We start from the raw sequence: 17035 nt of genomic DNA, 5'->3' as shown, positions 1-17035 counted from the left end.
ATTTTCATTTATAATATACTCCTCTTATATTTTTTTGTCAACAAAAAAACAAAATCGCCTGACGCTATTATACAAAAATAAAAGAGAACTCTATTTTAGAATTCTCTCATTATCTTAGAATATAATTATTATTTGAAGTTTCTGCTTCTCGTCAACAATAAAAGCTAGTTTAATGCTACCCTATTAAATGCCGAAAGTATTACCAATCTACTCTTTCTTTAAAAAACTCTCTATATTTATAAAGCTTACATATTCTTAGACACAATAAAGTTAGGTACTGTATAACACTCCACTATACTTCCTATAATATTCTTAGTACCTGTACGAGTATATAGCCCTTGAAGCTTTCCGTTATACATAAACAGTCCAATTAAGTAATTGTTTTCTACAAATTTAATATCATTATCCTTTACCATAGCCATTGGTAGTTTAGGTATTTTGCAAAGCTGCTGCAATATATATTCATCTTTCGCTTCTTCTTTTATAATCTTTTTCCACTCTTCTTTAGTAAAATCAGCACCTATACGTACTCCTCTTGATGCGTATTTATCCATAGGCTTCAAAACCAATTCATCTTTATTCCTAATAGTAAATTCTAATAGTTCTTCGTTTTCTATATCAAATATAGTAGTATATGGAATATGTTTTTTCACAAACTCTCTTTCTTCTTCTGTTAAGAAAGGTGTCTTTGTAGAATCGTGCAAAATTGCAAATATTATTTTGTTATGGATTACTTGAGACCGTATAGGCCCTACTACACATATCTTCCCATCTAAATACGCATTAATAAAGTCCTTTACTTCATCTTGCTTTTCTACAATCTCCCATGTTACGGCTCTACGATATATGCAGTCTATTCTAAAGTCTCCATAGTAGAGTTTATTATCTCTATAAACTAGATCTCTTGGGTCTGCAATAACTGTTTTACATCCAAAGTTTTCAAAGGTTTTTTTAAATTCTACAAACTCACTAGGAGGGTCACCATCTAACCAGTCTATAATTGCAATTTGAGGCTTGTCATCACTCTTACTAAATTCCTTATAATTAGCTAATAAAGCCTCTGTCCAAGAATCAAACAGCTCAAAATCCTGTAATATATGCGACTTTTTCAATTTATCTACTGCAAAGGATTCTCCAATTATTTTTTGTAATTCCCTGGCTTCTACCATTCCCGAGGAACCGTCAGCATTTAATTCACAAAATTGAAAACTACCGTCCAGATTATAAAAAATATCAAATCTACCCATTGGTATATTTATACTATACCCCGGATCTTTTAAAATAAGTTGCTCTAGAAGAGGTGAAAATCCAAAGTAAGATCGAAAGTTTTCATCCTCTATATATTTATCTATAACTTTATTCAGTATTTTTATCAATTGATCTGTAAGGCTTTTAAAACGCTTAAAATCATCTTCAGCTAGAAGCATTGGCTGATACAAAAACTCTACCGGATTCCCTTTATATTTTGCTGGTGACTCTTCTACTCTTCGCATTACTTGACTATAATCTTTAAGGAAAGCATCTTTGTTTTTCATTACAATATCTTCATAAGTATTATATAATTCCCTTGTTATGGACATCTTCTTCCCCTCTCACCCATTGGTTTAAATTGCACCACTTTAATCCGCTTACTCCCTCATTTCTGACTCTCTCTTTAGATATGGTGGATAAATTATTTTTATTGATTAATAGTTTCTCCAAGGGCATTAACAATTCCTTCTCTTCTGGACTTAAAGCTTTTTTCGCTAAATCAAACATTATACGAATAAAATCATATGCGGCTTTTGATCCTATGTGCGCACCAAATCCCTTTTCGTGCATAAGATCTTTAGCTATATGAATTTGATCATCCTCAGCTCTCAAAGATAATTTGTATAAGTACTCTAAAGCGATTTCATTGTAAAATATCCCTTTAATTAAGGTAATATAGGAGAAGTTATATGGATATGGTAAAGAATCTCCCATGCGAAGTTCTATATAGTGTTTTGCCCTAACATCTGGGAATACCATGGTCATAATATGAGCTATTTCCTCTTCAGAAAAAGTATATTCTTCCATAATCTGCTCTACAGTCTTATCGCCGGTACCAATAAACTCTCCATCTTTCATAACTAAAATAGGCGGAACACTTAATATATATTTCCCATAATCTTTATAGCCAAATTTCTTGTTTAATGAATTAGGCACAATGTCACTTCTTTGTTTATCTGTATTTTCCCATATAAGACTTCTCAAACCAAATTTATAATAAATTTGTCCTTCAAAAATAGGTGAATTATCTGATATTAAATATAGTAATGGGCTAATAAAATTAGCCACCCTAAACTTTCTAATAAAATCCTCCTCATTAATATAATCTATAGATACTTGAAGAGCCGCTGTACCCTTCATCATATTATGAGCATACTTTCCCTTTTCTCCAAGATATTTAGACATATATTCATATCTTTTTTTAGGATTAAAAGGAATTTGGTCAATAGATGACTTTGGATGGTATCCTATTGCCATTAGTAATAGATTTCGTTCTTCTAATATAGGTACTATGTCATTTAAAAAATTAAAATAAATAGACTTTATCTCATCTATAGTACCACAGGGTTTGATGCTGATCTCTAACTGTCCCCCAGGTTCTAATGTAATTTCTCTGTCTTCTCCAGTTAACCCTACTAGATATTCTTCTTCATATTTACCTTTATATCCTTTTAATAGTAGCTTGTTGAGGATTCCTTCTATACCTTCCTCTCCATAATAAGTAACAGATTGTAAGGTATCTTCCTTAACAACAATATGTTCAAACTCAACGCCTATTCTAAACTGATTTAGTGATTTTTCCCCTTGTTTAATTATTGATACAATCGATTCTAGATTTTTTTCATATTTCATATGACCTACCCTCATCTCGATAAAAATTCATATAAATTATACATTAATACTTTAGTACCCTAAACAAAACAGTTTTACACATTTTTTTCACATATTTATTACATTTTTATTACAAATAAAAAATAATCCTTATCAATAATAATTAATTGTTGTGTTTTAGAATCAAAATACATCTCACTAATATCCCATGGAAGATCTATAATCTTTTTACTCTCTCCTGCTCTATTTATTTCTATCAACTCGCGTCCGTTAATTAAATATGCCGTATCCTCATATGAAATAACAAACATATCTTTACTATTCAAAATAACTGGTTTATCAAAGATTTTTCTATTATCTTCAAAAACCTCAACAATCTCTACCCTATCCCTTTTTCCTATACTGCTTCCATATATGTATGTGTCAAACAATACCTCATAAAAGTTATAAGGCATATTACCTACTTCTTTTCCTGTTTTAGTTTTAAAGCTATAAATAAATATTTTTTCGTAATCTATATTCTCAAGTTCTCCATTTGTATTCCTGTTTATTTTCCCCACTGAAAGCCCTACAAGAGAGCTATCCTTGGACCACTGGATATTATCTATAGCATCTATTAAACCTATATCATTTTTATATATAGTCTTGTCATTTTTGTCATCTATATTATAAACAGCGAACTCAGTACCTATGTAAGACTGCCAATCTCCTACAAAAATTTGTTTGTTTTTCAATATTTTTGGTTCTCTAATAAATGCTACCATCTCATCATTTGGAGACCACTTTGCTGCAGTTGCATCTATAGTATCATATAGTTTACCATTGCTATCATAAATTTCTCTATTGTCAAATATAAAGCAGTGACTTTTGTTACTCCAATGAGTTGTGTATGAAAATGTAAAAAATGCATCCTTAGAAATCTTATCCTTTATTTTTATAGGAGCATCTTCATCCAGCATATATCTATATAAATCTGATTCTCCTCGAACTCCCTTAGTATATAAAATTCCTTTCTGATCTGGTGAAACCAATATATTAGGACTATAAGATCCATATATTTCCTCATCTATTTTTCTATCATTACCATTCTGTCTAACAAATAGTCTTCCATCTAAATCTACATATATAGCATCCCGCCCATTTAGTGGAATAAAAACATCATATTCTCCAACTTGACTATATCTTTGTTCTAGACTGTGGCTATTTAAATCTAATGCATAAAATCCCCATTTATCATTTTTAATTCCACTAAAAAAGAACTTGCCATCTTCTACTTTAAATCCATTAATACTAGAAAATTTTCCTACTGATTTTACTTGAAAAAGTTCTCCCTTTTTCATATTAATAGGCAAATTATTATTACTTTCTTCCTTTGATATTTTAGAACACCCTATAAATACTATTAAAATTACAAGGATATTTATACATAAAAATGACCTTTTTTTCATAACATTGCACCACCTTACACTATGTTTATTGTATTTTTCCCTTTTTTAATAAATTAATTCAATAGTTAATAGTTCTAAGGTTCTATATATTTCTTAAAAATAACGTATTTCAATTTAAACCCAGTTTAGACTTATTTAAATTTAGATTGAATGCAATAACTTTCTAGGACTCAAATAAAGGATTGCTAAAAAACTTGTTGAATTATATAATGTACTTTTAGGGCAATTACATAATTAAGCAAATTACTTGACTAAAGAGATTGCATAATGGATTCTACCAAATATTTTGTAAAATTATAATATGCAATTTTCTAGACAATTATAGTCAAATTTTTTATGAGAGGAGATTTATAATGAAAATGTCTTTAAAGTGGAAAATTGTCGCCTTGCTCGTAGTCCTAACTTTGCTTCCTACTGTATTTTTGGGCTTTGTTAACTATCGAGTTGCGAATAAAATTTTAACTACATCACTAGAAGAAAGTTCCCATGAAATTACCTATAGAATGAGTGATACATTTAATGTATTTATGAACTCTATGGAAGAAGCTACGAATATGTTGTCAGAAGATGCTAATGTTCAGCAAATATACACGGTTGAGGCATCTAAATCTTGGATGATGGAGAGTTTAAAATCCATTAAAGATACCCATAAAAATATACAATCTATTTATTTAGGTACAAGGGATAAAGAAACTCTTATTTATCCTCATATAGATTTATCAGTAGATTTTGATCCTCAAACTAGAGAATGGTATACAGGTGCGATTAAAAATAATGGCATCTCTTGGACTAGTCCATATGTGGATGAAGCTACAGGTAACCTTACAATTACGGTTTCAAAACCTGTATATAATAGGAGAAACGACAATGAGTTTATTGGTGTTGTAGGTATTGATGTGTCCTTAGATAGCATATCGACCATGTTAACAGATGCCACCATAGGAGAAGAAGGATATTTATCATTATCAGATAATAACGGTGTCTTAATAATACATCCGGATAAAGAACTTGTAGGACAAGAGCTTCCAGTACCAGATCTTCTTAATGCTATTAGATCCAACAATATGGAGCCGGTAGAATATACTTATGGAGATAAAGATCGTATTGGAGTATTTGATAATATAGACAGAACTGGTTGGAAAGTAATAGGTACAGTTTTTATTAGCGAAATAGAGCATAATACTTCTACAATACTCAATCAAAGTATGTTATACGGAGGATTATCTCTATTAATTACTATCATTATCGGTATTTTCTTTGCATTAGGTATTACAAGGGCTACAGGTAAACTAGTTAAAGATATGGATAGAATAGGAAGTGGAGACTTTACTGTACGTACTAATATCACTTCACATGATGAGATAGGATCACTATCAATAACTATAAATAAAACTATAGAGCATACTAGACAATTGTTATTTAATGTACAAAAAGCTTCAAGTGAAATTAATTTGGCTGCTGACAGTTTAGCTGCATCTTCACAACAAACTAGTGCTTCCACTGAAGAAGTTAGTAGAACGGTAGAAGAAATCGCAAGAGGTGCTTCTGATCAAGCTAGAGATGCAGAGCAAGGTGCTGTTATGATTCATCAGTTATCTGAAAAATTTACTGAATTAAATAATGAAACTATAGAAATGTTAGAATTATCAAATGAGGTGGTAGGTGCCAATGAAAAAGGTGTTGAAACTGTACAAGAGTTAACAGAAAAAACAGATCGCAATAAAGATGCAATTCATCGAGTTGAAATAGCTATCAAGGAACTTGATGAACACACACAGTCAATTGGTGTAATATTACAGACCATTAGCTCTATAGCAGACCAAACTAATTTATTAGCTCTTAATGCTGCTATTGAAGCTGCCAGAGCTGGAGAAGCTGGTAGGGGATTTGCAGTAGTTGCTGAAGAAATTAGGAAATTAGCTGAGCAATCTAGTTCGTCTACTGATGAAATAAGGTATATTACTACGGATATATTAACAAAAAGTAGTAATGCAGTATCAATAATGGGTGAGGTAAAATCTCAAACTGATGATCAAATTTTAGCAGTAGAGGATGTGAGCACTTCCTTTGGAAGTATATATGATTCAATAGAGAAAATGACGGAAAAAATTAAGGGGTTAACTACCCACATAGATGAGATGACTGAAAATAGTGGCCATATTGTTTCTTTTATAGAAAATATATCTGCAGTGTCCGAACAGACAGCGGCTGCCTCTGAAGAAGTTACTGCTGCCATGGAACAAACTGCTTCAGCTGTTGATGAAGTAGCCAATGCAGCAGATCACTTAAATGACTTGGCTGGACAATTAAAGTCTCAAGTAGAAGTATTTAAAATATAGTTAAAAATAGTCTCTAGGAAATTCCTAGAGACTATTTCTGTTTTCTATCTAAAAATTAAACAAATAATATTCTTTACACTTGAAATTTTTAATGAAAATTAGAAATTTCAGTGGTACAAAGATCGATGTGATAGTGGTGGATAATTTTTTAAAGATTATTTTGGAGTTTGCAAGCTTTAATTACATGTTTAGCTAAAATTGAAGTGGTTACAGATCCTACACCACCAGGTACAGGTGTTATCATACTAGCCTTCTTTTCGCACTGACCAAAATCCACATCACCATGTAAATTTCCTTCTTCATCTACATTTATACCAACATCAATAACTACTGACCCTTCTTTTACAAAATCCTCTTTTACAAATTTACCCTTACCTATTGCTGCTACTAAAATATCTCCTTCTTGGGTAACCCGAGAGAGTTCTTGTGTTCTGGAGTGGCAAATTGTTACTGTAGCATTTTCCTTAAGTAGTAATAATGCAGCAGGCTTACCTACAACCATTGATCTTCCTAAAACCACTGCCTTTTTCCCTTCCATAGGGACCTGATAGTGCTTTAAAATTTCAATAACTGCCATAGGTGTACACGGAGGAAAACCTGTATCATCTCCCTCTAGTAGTTTTGCAGCATTAATAGGACTAAAGCAATCTACATCTTTTTCTGGTGCAATTTCATATTTAATAACTTCTTCGTTTAAATGCTTAGGAAGAGGTCTAAACACCAATATTCCATGAATATTGGTATCCTTATTTACCTTTCTCAATTCTTCGATGAAGTCTTCTTGTGTAATATCTTCTGGTAACTCCTTTACATCTGTTTGTACTCCAACCTTAGCACATCTGTTTAATGCACCCCTTTCATATGCCAAGTCATCTGGTCTTGCACCTACCCTAATAATTGCAAGCTTTGGAGTTGTTTCTTTTTCTTTCAAAATCTCCACTTCTTTTATTAAGCCTTCACTAATATTATCAGCAACAGGCTTTCCTTTTAATAATGTAGCCACTTACATAACCCCTCTCTAGTAATATTTGTAGCCTAGTTTTTATTTAAATATGTAGTGTGCCAATAGCTCTGTATTCCGAAGGTATATTATATTCAGAAAAGTCGCCATCTAGTTCCTTTGTATATATACTCCAATTTGCTACTAATCCTTCTTGGTTAAAGGCTCTTTCCATGTAAAGCATCATAATACCAGCATCTAACATAAGATGCTTTTCCGCAACATCTTTTCCACCTACAGTTAAAATAATCTGATCATTATCTATAATTAGTCTCCATGGCTGAAGATTTGCCCAAGATGGTGCTAACCTAATACTATGTAATATTCTCTCTATTCCCATCATCTCTAGCTCCTCATGAGAAATAGACTTGCCCCACTGACCCTTAAATACAAAATCTTCTACTCCTATACGTGAACTTACACTCTTTTTAGTAAATGGTATACGTGTCTTTGGATATCCAAGAGCCACCATAGCAACTATTTCGCCTGGTTTATCTATTCCAAGAGCATCTTTCAACCCACTTGCATCCTTCTCTACTGAAACCCAACAACTTCCTATGTTAAGCTCTACTGCCTTTAACACTAATTGTTCTAAAATATAAGCTGTATTTAATAAATATCCTTCCTTAGGTTCGCTAAGTAATGCAATATAATTAGGGGCTAAAATTGGGTTACCCACATAGCCTGCTCTTCCTCTTAAAATCTCCTCTTTTCCCCAACCATCTTCAATAAAAGCAAAATTAACCTCTATATTCTTTCGTAATACCTTTACTTCATCTAAAAACTTCTCCAGCTCTTTAATTTCCTTAGAACTTAATCGACTTTTCTGATACTCCCTAACAGATTTCCGATTTTCAAGTAAATTAATAAATCTCATGACCCTCACTCCTTTTTATATTCTATATAATATATTATTTTTGTATACCCTCTTAAATACAAATCCAATCTTTAATAATCTAAATTTATACAAAAGCAAAATAGCCGATTTCACTATTCCTTTTGCTTAATTTCTAACTCTAATTGTATCAACTTTTCTATAGTTGCCTCAGGTAATTTTTCAAGTAACTCTTTCCTGTATTGTTTACATTCGTCTACCTTATTTCGTTTTTTCTGCTTTCTTTCAATATCTACCCAAGATACCTTCTTGTTACGATAGTATAGATCAAAGTCTACTAAACGTTCTCCTTCTTCATTATACTCTAATCCTAATAATATTTTTTTTACTTTTTCCGGAGGGTAAAGTGTAAACAATCGCACTTGATAGGCTAGTACAGAGTATAGTACTAGAGCATGGTCCCGTGTCCAAGTCTCTCCTAAAGCCATACCTAGCTCTAGCTGATTTAAAACTAACATAAGTCTTCTATAATGTTCAGAATAGTATCCCTTAGAATCATATATATTAATCCTTAATTCGTACCATTGTCCACCATCCATACTTTGAGTAAGAAATACAATCCCCTCTAGCCTAAGCCTTTTTTGAACATTATTAACAGGATGAGGTAATAATAGTAAGCTTTCAATAAAATCCTTTCCACCTAATTTACCACCTATAGGCTTATTCGTTAGTGCCAGTAGCGTATCCATTTTTTCGCCTTTTCTAATACCTTCCTTCCAGGAAATAATTTCTCCATCATAGGATTTTTTCAATCTATCTACTACTTTGTTTTCATCCCCGGCAATTCTCATTATTAGACAAGCTGGTCCCAAATCTGCCCTATGTATAAGTCCACTTAGATGGCTAGTTAAAATAGAAGCTAAAAATATAGAAGATGGCTCTCTTATTAAAATAATATATTTTGCATCATCTATATCTGTCTTTTCTCGTTGCGCATCTGTTATAAAAACAATTGTACTATCCTCTGTTGATTCATCTAAACATTGCTCAAATTCTCTAAGTTTGCCATCCAATTTTTTTACAATAAAGTCTTTCAACTCTTCTGTATTATCTGTTCTTAAAAATAAAAGTCTAGCTCCCATTCTTAAAAAAAGCATAGTTATCTCCCCCTAATGATTCTATAGTCCTATACTGCCTCTTTCCATTTTTCTATAATAGTTTATCCCCAAGGGATATTCAATTTTATAAATTTTTCCTGTGGATAAGGCAATAGCATTCATGTTGAGTAACCCATTTAAAATAACTTTATCCTCCTCTTTATGATGAACAGGATCAAAGGAATGACCAAATAGACAATAGTCTGTCTTATTATTGGATTTTTCATACTCGTGACTTACATAAAATGAGCACCCTTCTATTTCTATTACTCCTTTTTTAAAAATAATACCCTTATTTGAGAACTTTATAACACTATCTATATCATCATGGTTTCCCATCACATAATAGGGGGTTGCACTATGGCCTTCTATACAATCAATAAATTTTTTTAGGCCCCTTTCATACAGCGGTAAATATTTATGGTTAGTCTCTAACTTTATATTGTCTACGATATCCCCAGTATGCACAATATATTGTGGATTAATATTATTAATAGCCTTCATAATGTATTGGTAAGATTCTTCTGGAGTATCGCTGATATGTAATAAGATAGGACCTTTTTCGTTCTTTATCTCCGGTGGTATATACGGCCTGTTTATACACAGATATATTTTTTCCTTTAGTCTAGATCTGATAATTAATCTCCTCCTCTCTTACAACCTTTAACCCCATTGTTACTGTAATTCTCTAGTACTGAAATTGTGCAATACTCTATTTCAATATATCTCTATTATAATTTTACATGGATTGTATGTACAAGTCAAAATAGTTTGACTACTCAGTGCGTATTTATCCATTATCTATTTTTTTGCCAATCAATTGATATAATTATATATACGTAATATAGAGAGATGATGGATATCAAGCTGTTTTTAACAATTGTATGTGTAAAATTGATAATAAAAAAGGTTTTTGAATTTTTAAATAAATCTGCTATAATATATTTAGCGTATCTAAATATATGAACAAGGGCTTCTAGCAAATCTTTTTAAATCGGAGAAAACTTTGTTGAAATGTATTTTACGGAAATATATTAATAAGTTCTATACCTTCCTATACGCCATAGAATAGATTTTAAAAAAGAAAGGAGTTGGCAATACATCCCATATTGAAATGGGCACTGATTTTGCCTAAATAAGGATGAACTACAAAGAAAAACAAAAACTCATCTTAGAAGGAAACATGTCTAGAGTTATATTAACCTTAGCTGCCCCAATTATGTTTAACAATTTGGTTCAAACCCTATATAATTTAGCAGATACTTATTGGGTAAGTAAGTTAGGAACCCTAGAAATGGCCTCTATTACATTAGTATTTCCTGTGATTTTTTTAACCCTATCCGTAGGAACAGGTATTAATGTTGCTGGAACTGCCTTAATATCTCAGTATATTGGCTCTAATGGAGAAAAAGATGCAACAAGAGTAGCCACCCAGATGTTCAGCTTTTCTGTAATTTTATCTATTATTCTTGGTATTATAGGTTATTTTTCTACTCCCTACATAGTAAAGGCTATGGGGGGAAATGGTGATGTATTTACCTATAGCACTGAATATTTATCAATTATGTTTTGGGAAATCCCAGGTATGTTCCTATTTCTTGTTTACACTTCTATAAAGCAAGGTCAGGGAGATACAGTTACGCCTATGGTTTTAAATGTAATGGGTGTAATTCTTAATATCATTTTAGATCCAATATTCATATTTACCTTTGGAATGGGTATTAGGGGAGCAGCAATAGCAACGGTTTTATCTAGAATGATTTTTGCCTTATACGCTATTTACACTTTATTTGCCCAGAAAAACGGAATTTATTTAGACAAAAATAATTTAGGATTAGATCGAAAAACTCTTGGTGAGATTATTAGTATTGGATTACCCGCTTCCTTAGGCCAATCTGCAGCAGCTTTTGGATTTGTTATTTTAAATGGATTTGTTATTTCATACGGTGCAGATACTTTAGCCGCTTTTGGGATAGGAAATAGAATTAACTCTCTAATATTAATGCCTGTTATGGGAATTGGCAATGCTCTTGCTACTATTATTGGTCAAAATTTAGGTGCAAATAAAAAGGATAGGACTACATTAGCTTTTAAAACATCAATGAGACTTTCTACTATATTTATGATTATCGGTGGTATTATTTTATTTATTGCTTCTCCAAATATTGTATCAATATTTGTAAAAAATGATCCTGAAGTTTTTAGACAAGGTACAGAATACTTAAAACTTATATCTGCATCATTACCACTAATGGGATTCTTCCAAGTTTTTGTAGGCACCTTCCAAGGTTCTGGCCATACTATATATGCTATGATGATGGATATGGGCCGTCTGTGGGGTATACGTATTCCAATGATTATGTTATTTAAAAAATATACACATTGGGGTTCTAGTGGTGTTTGGTATGCTATGGTACTTAGTAATGGATTAATCTGTATTTTTGGTCTTATAGTTTACCTAAGCGGCAAATGGCAAAAACAAATAATAAAGAAGAAGGCGCTTGCTTAGTGCCTTCTTCTTTATTACTTAATATCCTTCATCCTGCCTTTGATGATTTATTCTATTCTTTTCTAAATAAGAGGCATATATTTCTTCCTCTGTAAAATCTAATTTTTTGCCTAATAATAGGAAATGATTAAATAATTTTTCATAGTTATCTATTACAGGCTCATATTGAAATGTAATAACGCGGGTAAATATATTTTGAAATTGATCTATTAGATCATTAGAATTATTAATTTGCTTTAAATTAATATTTGTTAATCCACTATCCAAACCTATACTTAAAATAAAATGAAGACAGTCTACATATTCCTCTAAAATAACCTCCTTAGAAGAAGCTCCTTTATTACTCCAAAACTTAAAACAACGAGTTTCATTAGCTAATTCTCCTAACTCTACCTGCAGAGCTAATATTTTATATGGTATAAGGTTTTTACCATTAAGTCCATGTTCTATATGTATACGATCATCTAGTTGCTTTTGTATTTCATATAATTTAATTAAATCCATTTTAATCCTCCATTCTATATAGCATATCAAAAATTCCTATACTGATATCTAAAATAATAAGACTGCCTACTAATCTATAGACAGTCTTATATATACTAGTTATTTACCACAACACTTCTTATATTTTTTACCACTACCACAAGGGCACACTTCGTTTCTACCTATTTTATCTTCTTTAACTACAGTTTTAGTAGAGTTATAGGACTTTTTGATTTCTTTTCTCTTTTCTTCAGTAAGAATATTATCCCACTGAGGTAAAGTATAAAGCCATTCAGCATTAGCTCCTAACATGTTATAGTACAGCTTTTCTAAATCGATGTTTAACTCTACAGTACTATTTTCATCTAACTCTTCTAAATTGATCTCTGGCTGAAGACTAGTATTGATCCCATCAATAAATCCTACAAAAGTAACGTTGTCAACTCCATATTCTTTTGCCAAGTCAGCAAGTATCCCTTTTATAGTAGTTGTAGGACCTTCTAAAACTTTTTCATATATTGTTTTTTCTACTGCGCAATATTCGTTCCAGAATTTAACAGCTTGCTGTTCCTCTGTATGTTCAAAGGCAATTTGTTTCCATTGACTATATAAGCTCATTTCTCTTTCTCCTTCTCTAAATAAACTTTGACCGTTACTATTATATTATATTGTATTTATCCTTTCAACTATATTCCTATAGTTAGTTTTGATTTTTTTGCCAATTATTTTATATTTCTTTTTTATTTCATAAAATATATATTAGCTAATCTTGAATTTAGAAATTACTTCTTTTAATTCATTTGCTAAGTTAGCCATGTCATTGCTAGCACTAGAAATTTCCTCCATGGAAGCTGATTGTTCTTCTGTAGAAGCAGAAGCCTCCTCAGTTGCAGCTGCATTTTCCTGAGCTATAGCAGATAAATTTTGAATAATTCCTATTATTTCGTTCTTCTTTTCTGCCATATCTTTACCAGCCTCATTGAGCTCATTCATCATTGCCTGTGTCATTATAATAGCATCTGAAATTCCGTCAAAAGAATTTTTAGTCATTTCAACACTATTTTCCTGATCTCTAGTAATCTCAGCCACATTAGTAATAATTTCAACTGCAATCTGTGAATTGCTTTGTAACTCCCTAACTACTTCTTCAATCTCTCTAGTAGAATTACTAGATTGCTCTGCTAATTTTCTTATTTCTTCTGCCACTACAGCAAATCCTCTTCCAGCTTCACCTGCCCTTGCAGCCTCTATAGCAGCATTTAAAGCTAATAAATTAGTTTGTTCTGCTATACTTTGTATCACCTTACTTGCTTCATCTATTTTTTCTGAACTAGCATTTGTTTTTATAATTCCATCATGTACTTCTTTAATAGCATTGATACTTGCATTAGTTTTATTTGTTAATTGTGAAACAATGGCTGCTCCATCATCCTTTAGTTGCATAACTGCCTCCGCCTGCTTCATTATCTCGACTATACACTCTAGCTCTAATTCAATAATCTCTCCTAATTCATCTGTTTTTCTTACTCCTTCTTCAGTATTTTCAGCCTGTTCTGTAGCCCCTTCAGCTATTTGTTCTATTGTTCTTGCTACTTCCTCTGAGGAAGCAGACGACTGTTCAGATGTGTTTGCTAAAATTTGTGACGAGATAGAGACCTGATCTGCAGAATCTCCAACAGTACCTATAAAATCCCTTAACTTCTCTACAATTGATTGTAGAGACTGTGCTAAAGTACCTACTTCATCATTCCTTGCTAAAAGCTTATCAGGTACATTTTTTGAAGCATCTAAATTGGCAATTTGATTTGCATAATTTGCACTTTCAACTATAGGCCTACTTATTGAACCTGATATAATATAAAATACAACTAAAGTTATCGCAATAACAATAGATGTCAATATAATAATAGTATTTAAAATGCTATCGCTTGCCTGTCTTATTTGATCCACTGGTATCTTAATAGCCAAACTCCAACCTGGAGTAGCACCAATAGGAGAAAATATCAAAAAGTTTCTTTGACCATCTGCATCTTTATATATTTGACTACCCGTCTCACCAGCTGCCATTCTTTGTGCTATTTCTTCCAGCCCCTCATACCCATTTTCGGAACCAGTATTAAGATTTAATTTTAATCTTGTTTCATCATCAGGATGAGCCAAAACTAAACCAGCACCATCTACAATCATACCAAATCCATTATTTCCTATACCAATATCATTAGCGATTTCTGATAGTTTATCAATTTTTATTACCCCAGCAAAGGCACCAATTAATTCTCCACCTTCATTCTTAACAGGATGTACAATTGTTACTATTGGCTCCTTTGTTACTTCAGATATCATAGGATTAGATATGTACATTTCTTTCTTTTCATCTACAATAGCCTTAAAGTCTTCTCTATTTCTTATGTTGCCTGAACCACCGGTTGTTGTATGAAAATTTCCATCTAAGTCTGCAAACCACATTAATAGAAAATCCTCTCTTAATTGGGTGCCTCTATACTCTAAATATGGTTTTATTTCTTCCCAATTACCAGACCTAATAATTTTTTCTGATGATATTGCTTTAACTTCATGGCTATTTCCTTGCATCCATTGAGATATTTCCCCATCTCTAGCATCAGCTACTTGAACTATCATTCCTTCCGTTAGAGGTATAATAGTATCTCTAACTTGCGTGTGAACAAAAAACCCCATTATTACTAATAAAGTAGTAATTGACAATCCAAAAAACATTATTATTTGCTTACGTATAGATTTCACAGTTTTTTCCTCCCATTAAGAAATTAATACCAACATATAAATATGTTACCATTTTATCATATATTGTAGAATTATGTAATATTTATATATATAGGTCTAAAGTACTACTTTTACAAAATTATCCTGCCTCTAAATAAATATCTAAGACTTATTTCTGAAATTGTGTTATAATAAAAGAAAAAATATTTATCGCTGGGGGTGCCATGTGCTGAGAGGAGTATTCCGACCCTTAGAACCTGTAGGTTAAAACCTGCGTAGGAAAGCGGATTCTATGTACATTAACGTGAAAAGGCTTTCTTTTCACGTTTTTTTATATCCACACAGTGATAGATACAAAAGAAAGGATGTATTATTATGTTTGAAAAATTACTACAACTCAAGCCTATAACCATCATCATTTTAGCTTCCTTAGTATTAATTTCTGTAGCCTTTGCTTTTAGAAGAAAAAAAGAGTCTCAAAAATCTAATTATACTCAGGTAATAGTATATGGCAGTTTATGTATAGCTCTATCTTTTGTTCTTTCCTATATACGTCTATATCGTTTCTCACAAGGTGGTAGTATAACACCAGCTAGCATGTTACCTATGTTTATATTTGCTATTATGTTTGGTCCTACTGCGGGTATATTGGCTGGATTTGCCTTTGGTATGATTAAACTAATTCAAGACCCGTATATTATTCATTGGGCACAATTTTTTCTAGACTATCCTTTAGCCTATGGAGCCTTAGGACTAGCTGGATTATATCGTAAAAACATTGCCATATCTTGTCTTATTGGAGGTTTTGGTAAGTTTTTTATGAGCTTCCTATCCGGTGTTATCTTCTTCGGTTCCTATGCACCAGAAGGAATGAATCCATTGCTTTACTCACTTATTGTAAACGGATTAGTTATTGGAACAGATACATTAATTTGTGCTATTATTAGCCTTATTCCACAAATACAAAATGCTATTAAGCAAGTGCAAAAAATTTCTGCTTAAAAACATATATAAATATATTATAAAATTTAATAAGAATAATCATAGATGCCACTTTTTTAATTAAAGAAAGTGGCATCTACTCTAAAACTAAAAATTAGCTAAATAATTATTTCTTTTATATTTTATGAATAAAATTGTTATAAAACTAAAATAATGGTTATATATATAACTGAGGTTATAGCGATTAAACTTAGATACATAACATATAAGGAAGGATGATTTTAATGAAAACATTAGGTCAATTTTTACAAAGCGGAGATTGGAAAGGCGAAAAACATGTTCCAGTAATACATGCTCCTGAAAAAGTAAAGGCAGGAGAAACTTTTGAATTAAAGGTATCTGTAGGTGATGCAATAGGTCATCCAAATACATTGGAACACTATATATCTTGGTTTAAAGTATATTTCCATGCAGAAGGTGCAAAATTCCCAGTGGAGCTTGCTAACTTCACATTTACAGCTCATGGAGAGGGAGAAAACTTTACAGAACCTGTAGGATGCACTAGTGTAAAATTAAATAAATCTGGTACTATTTATGCTCAAAGCTACTGCAATATCCACGGTCTATGGGAAAGCAGCCAAGAAATCGTAGTAGAATAGCTTCTTCTTGCAATATAATATAATAAAAAGTCTAGGGGTAACTTTATACTAGCCCCTAG

The 17035-nt window shown here is 31.8% G+C and carries 14 protein-coding genes and 1 riboswitch; of the genes, 4 read left to right on the top strand and 10 right to left on the bottom strand.

What is annotated here, in order from left to right; genetic code table 11:
• Positions 1–245: 245 nt before the first annotated feature.
• From HYG84_RS06830 to HYG84_RS06820, 3 genes are all read right to left on the bottom strand, one after another.
• The gene (locus HYG84_RS06830; RefSeq protein ID WP_212381522.1) at positions 246–1580 is read right to left on the bottom strand and encodes a circularly permuted type 2 ATP-grasp protein; all 1335 of its coding nucleotides are present in this window, start codon (positions 1578–1580) and stop codon (positions 246–248) included.
• Entirely contained in the window at positions 1555–2883 is a 1329-nt protein-coding gene (locus tag HYG84_RS06825) for a glutamate--cysteine ligase (protein WP_212381520.1), read from the bottom strand. The genes HYG84_RS06830 and HYG84_RS06825 overlap by 26 nt, the downstream gene beginning before the upstream one ends.
• A gap of 98 nt (positions 2884–2981) precedes the next feature.
• Positions 2982–4310 (bottom strand): hypothetical protein, encoded by a 1329-nt coding sequence (locus HYG84_RS06820; protein WP_212381518.1) that lies wholly within the window; start codon positions 4308–4310, stop codon positions 2982–2984.
• A 353-nt stretch (positions 4311–4663) separates the two neighbouring features.
• Between HYG84_RS06820 and HYG84_RS06815 the strand changes: the two genes are divergently transcribed.
• Entirely contained in the window at positions 4664–6649 is a 1986-nt protein-coding gene (locus HYG84_RS06815; RefSeq protein ID WP_212381516.1) for a methyl-accepting chemotaxis protein, read from the top strand.
• 148 nt (positions 6650–6797) lie between these two features.
• Here HYG84_RS06815 and HYG84_RS06810 read toward each other — a convergent pair whose 3' ends face one another.
• The 4 genes from HYG84_RS06810 to HYG84_RS06795 all read right to left on the bottom strand — a co-directional run bounded on the left by HYG84_RS06810 (position 6798) and on the right by HYG84_RS06795 (position 10145).
• The gene (locus HYG84_RS06810; RefSeq protein WP_212381514.1) at positions 6798–7652 is read right to left on the bottom strand and encodes a bifunctional 5,10-methylenetetrahydrofolate dehydrogenase/5,10-methenyltetrahydrofolate cyclohydrolase; all 855 of its coding nucleotides are present in this window, start codon (positions 7650–7652) and stop codon (positions 6798–6800) included.
• Positions 7653–7695: 43 nt separating this feature from the next.
• Positions 7696–8526 (bottom strand): nitroreductase family protein, encoded by an 831-nt coding sequence (locus HYG84_RS06805; RefSeq protein ID WP_212381512.1) that lies wholly within the window; start codon positions 8524–8526, stop codon positions 7696–7698.
• Positions 8527–8639: 113 nt separating this feature from the next.
• Positions 8640–9641: a hypothetical protein gene (locus HYG84_RS06800; RefSeq protein WP_212381510.1), complete on the bottom strand. Its 1002-nt coding sequence runs from the start codon at positions 9639–9641 to the stop codon at positions 8640–8642.
• Between the two features lie 21 nt (positions 9642–9662).
• A complete protein-coding gene (locus tag HYG84_RS06795) occupies positions 9663–10145 on the bottom strand; it encodes a metallophosphoesterase (RefSeq protein ID WP_212382112.1) in 483 nt (160 codons plus the stop codon).
• A 637-nt stretch (positions 10146–10782) separates the two neighbouring features.
• On the opposite strand from HYG84_RS06795, the gene HYG84_RS06790 reads away from it, so the two are divergent.
• Positions 10783–12150, top strand: coding sequence for an MATE family efflux transporter (locus tag HYG84_RS06790; RefSeq protein ID WP_249168729.1), 1368 nt, complete (start codon positions 10783–10785; stop codon positions 12148–12150).
• An 18-nt stretch (positions 12151–12168) separates the two neighbouring features.
• On the opposite strand, the gene HYG84_RS06785 is transcribed toward HYG84_RS06790, so the two are convergent.
• The 3 genes from HYG84_RS06785 to HYG84_RS06775 all read right to left on the bottom strand — a co-directional run bounded on the left by HYG84_RS06785 (position 12169) and on the right by HYG84_RS06775 (position 15396).
• Positions 12169–12654 carry a dUTP diphosphatase gene (locus HYG84_RS06785; protein WP_212381508.1) on the bottom strand — a complete coding sequence of 162 codons (486 nt, stop codon included), beginning with the start codon at positions 12652–12654 and terminating at the stop codon, positions 12169–12171.
• Between the two features lie 99 nt (positions 12655–12753).
• Positions 12754–13251 carry an SEC-C metal-binding domain-containing protein gene (locus tag HYG84_RS06780; RefSeq protein ID WP_212381506.1) on the bottom strand — a complete coding sequence of 166 codons (498 nt, stop codon included), beginning with the start codon at positions 13249–13251 and terminating at the stop codon, positions 12754–12756.
• Between the two features lie 141 nt (positions 13252–13392).
• On the bottom strand, positions 13393–15396 hold the full coding sequence (locus HYG84_RS06775) for a methyl-accepting chemotaxis protein (protein ID WP_212381504.1): 2004 nt from the start codon (positions 15394–15396) through the stop codon (positions 13393–13395).
• Positions 15397–15580: 184 nt separating this feature from the next.
• Positions 15581–15674, top strand: a riboswitch (TPP riboswitch).
• Between the two features lie 76 nt (positions 15675–15750).
• On the opposite strand from HYG84_RS06775, the gene thiT reads away from it, so the two are divergent.
• Together thiT and HYG84_RS06765 are read left to right on the top strand one after the other, a co-directional pair.
• A complete protein-coding gene (gene thiT / locus HYG84_RS06770) occupies positions 15751–16377 on the top strand; it encodes an energy-coupled thiamine transporter ThiT (RefSeq protein ID WP_212381502.1) in 627 nt (208 codons plus the stop codon).
• 224 nt (positions 16378–16601) lie between these two features.
• Entirely contained in the window at positions 16602–16976 is a 375-nt protein-coding gene (locus HYG84_RS06765) for a class II SORL domain-containing protein (RefSeq protein WP_212381500.1), read from the top strand.
• Positions 16977–17035: the final 59 nt, after the last annotated feature.

It is taken from the genome of Alkaliphilus sp. B6464 (genome assembly GCF_018141165.1).
Classification (GTDB): Bacteria; Bacillota; Clostridia; order Peptostreptococcales; family Natronincolaceae; genus Alkaliphilus_B.
This window is presented reverse-complemented; position numbering and strand designations above follow the sequence as displayed.